This is a genomic window from Ideonella sp. P3_A4 (assembly GCF_056403075.1).
This window is the reverse complement of the sequence record NZ_JBFUGE010000684.1, coordinates 1-2,995: the sequence shown is the minus strand read 5'-3', so window position 1 is coordinate 2,995 and position 2,995 is coordinate 1. Positions and strand designations below refer to the sequence as shown.

Genomic DNA, 2,995 nt, shown 5'->3' with positions numbered 1-2,995 from the left:
CAGGAGACATGCAAAGAATGACTGTGTCGCGAGACGGATCGTTGTCTTCGCTGGTAACCACCGCGTGGCAGTTGGCGAAGCGAAGCGTCTTGGCATAGACCTCGCTACCTGCGCTTTGCCGCCGAGAGTTGTATTGAGACCAGAGAAACTTGCGGGATAGTGGTTCGTCTTCGTTGCCAAGCTGAATGATCTCTCTTTCCGAGATGGCGAGCTCAACCCGATAGAGAAACCCCAAGCCCCTTGTATCGCAGGCTCGGCGAGCGTAGTACTCGCCGAGCCTGCGGCTTTCAGAAAAGTAGAAACCCCAGCCAATAGGGTTGTCGCCTTTTCCGGAACCGATGAACTCTGTCGAGAACGACTCGAACCTTACATGAGTGCCGTGCCACGCTTCCATGTTGGTTGGGGATCCCTAACGTTCGACGTAAGGGGCGGCCCGCCTGCGGGACGTCCCCTTGACGGAGGGGTTAGGCAGCTCCATAGATCTACTGGGACTCTCTTGCGACGAATCTATACAGGGTGTCATAGTTGTGCCCCACCTAAACAGCAGGTCAGAACTCCGAACTATCCCATATGTGTGCGCCACCAGTGATCCATCGGTGGCCTTCGTCAACGTGACCTTTCGGTGCCACTCTGAAGATGTACCGTCGCCGCTACCACTGGCCTGGTCGAGGTGAACCAGTGAGCCATTGACACAGGTGACTGGCACCGATATCTCTTGACGCACAACGTCACCTTCATATGCACGCAACACAAGAATGCTTTGTTCTTGATTTAGTTCTAGCTGGACATGTGTGGCGCTCTTCGTGACTGGACTTCTGAAAAGACCAAAGAGTGTTGGGCTATTGACGCTGTTTGAAGAGGGCTGTGCGTTCTCCGCCATTGGCGTGTAGCGGCCTGGTAGCGAGGCACATGTCGGAATGCTGACCAAGGGCGGCCAGCGATCGGGGTACGTCATGCGCTCAGTTGAGGTTCCGAGGGCGCAGCCGGCAGCCGATATGGCCAGCGGGAGGATTGCGGAATAGCGCTTCACTTGCTGCCTAACGTTCGAGGTAAGGGGCCTGCCGAAGGCAGGTCCCCTTGACCGAGGGGTTAGACCTCTTGAGCATAGTCATACGCTGACTACTTACGCTCATAGAACTGAACCCCTTGAATGAAGGACTCAGCCTGCGAATCGAGAGCCTCAGACGGATCTTGGCTGACATACTGAAAGAAGGCAAATAGGCCATCGCGGCTTGGGGAGCCTCTTCGGCAGGCGAGAGTTCGTGCATGTACTCGTACTGGGAGACGCGACGCCGAATCGGGGGTGTTCGACGACTCTTCGCCAACAACGAACGCACGTGCGCAAAGGTATCCGCGTTCGCGGGTTAGCTCGAATTGTGACGACAGGACACGCTGGAGGGTTGCATTGGAGGCCTCAGCGTGCTTCTTGAACTCCTGCAGGAAATCGGCGTCGCTACTTGGCCACTGCGGTTCGAAGTGGCTTCCGATGGCTATGAAGTCTGAGTMAGTTTCCGTGTCGCGATGAAAGAACACAACGCGATGCTCTGATTTGCTTTGAACTCGCCATTCAGGTGCGAGCGGCTCACGAATCGTGACGGACGAGACGCGATATGTTGCCGCTGCAGCGTGAACCTGATGCTGGACGAGAAGAAGTATGAGTGCTGTGAGGAGGCGCATTGGATTTGAGAGGGCGACGAATGCGATTCTTCGTGGAAGAGGTAGAGGTCTAACGTCCGACGTAAGGGGCGCCTTGCGGCTTGCCGCAAGACGTCCCCTTGACGGAGATGTTAGGCGAGCGACGTTGAGCAAGGCTGTGACAGGAACGCGAGGGCACCAACGGAGCGATTGGGTTCCCAGATCGCGGCGAGGGTGAACGAAGGCACCTGGCGACTTGCGGCATTTCGGTTCCTGCTACCCGACCATTGGGTAGCCCCGTTTGCCTGTATTTTCACCCGGAAGACCAAGCAAGCCAACGTTGGAGTGGCAGAGGGCTTCGAGCGAGTACTGATCGGCCTGACAGCCGCTGGGCTGCTCTTGGGTGGCTGGGCGCTCGAAGGCCGACGTGTTGCACTGTGCCAGTTTGGATGGCAAATGAGACTCGACACTAAGGAAGAGGCATTCCTGACTTTGCTTAACGTGTTTTAGACATCAAATTACATAGCCAGATGCGGGCATAGGCGGGCCATATGCCTACGACTGGATGTCTTCGACCAAAAGTGCTGTCCATCGGTGGGCATTCTCGCAGGTGAGCCAGACAAGCGAAAGTATCCATAGACGGATAGCTCCTGCTGCGACGGTTGAGGCTATGACGACTTGGCTGTTTCGATGAGGCCTAACGTTCGACGTAAGGGGCGGCCGCAAGTGGGCGAAGCCCGCTTGTGGACGTCCCCTTGACGGAGGGGTTAGGCGCCTCGCGGATTTGAGCTTGACGCTCACCCGACTCCATGGCGAAGGCCACACTGCCACCGGAGACTAGCTCGACGACCAGCTGGTTGCCGTGATTGACATGAATAGAGCGCACCCATGCAAGATGCGATGCGGTTCGGATGAGTTGCGTGAGATCGCTATAGAGATCCGCGAGCTTAATGCTGCGAACCAACCTACCTTGATTGTAGAAGTGCAAGACTTCTAGCTGCAGATCGCTTTCGGCAGGAACAAGATTCATGCCGCCATAGCCCACAGCGACGGACTTGCCGTCCTCAGCCACGAACAGCCACCGGTGCCAGCCCTTGATAGACCAAAGCACTTCGGCTTTGGGCTTGTTGACGATTGCGGTGGTTTTTGTGTTTGGGTCGGACTCGGCGCACACCTCACCAGACTTAGAGCACGAAACGACTCTCTGCGGCGGAGGCAACGGAGAATCTGCGTGTGCCGCCGAAGCGAGAAGGGCAAGCGTAACGGTGAAGTGACGCACGGAAATACTCATGGCGCTTAACGTTCGACRTAAGGGGCTGGCCGCAGGCCAGTCCCCTTGACGGAGGGGTTAGGCATCGGG

At 56.8% G+C, this 2,995-nt stretch carries 2 protein-coding genes; both read right to left on the bottom strand.

The genetic code is table 11. From position 1 onward, the window contains the following. The coding region (locus tag AC1DYI_RS31125; protein ID WP_477207981.1) for a hypothetical protein at window positions 1–394 on the bottom strand (394 nt) is incomplete at its 3' end. A 1,938-nt stretch (window positions 395–2,332) separates the two neighbouring features. Beyond that, on the bottom strand, window positions 2,333–2,914 hold the full coding sequence (locus AC1DYI_RS31120) for a hypothetical protein (protein WP_477207980.1): 582 nt from the start codon (window positions 2,912–2,914) through the stop codon (window positions 2,333–2,335). Window positions 2,915–2,995 lie beyond the last annotated feature (81 nt).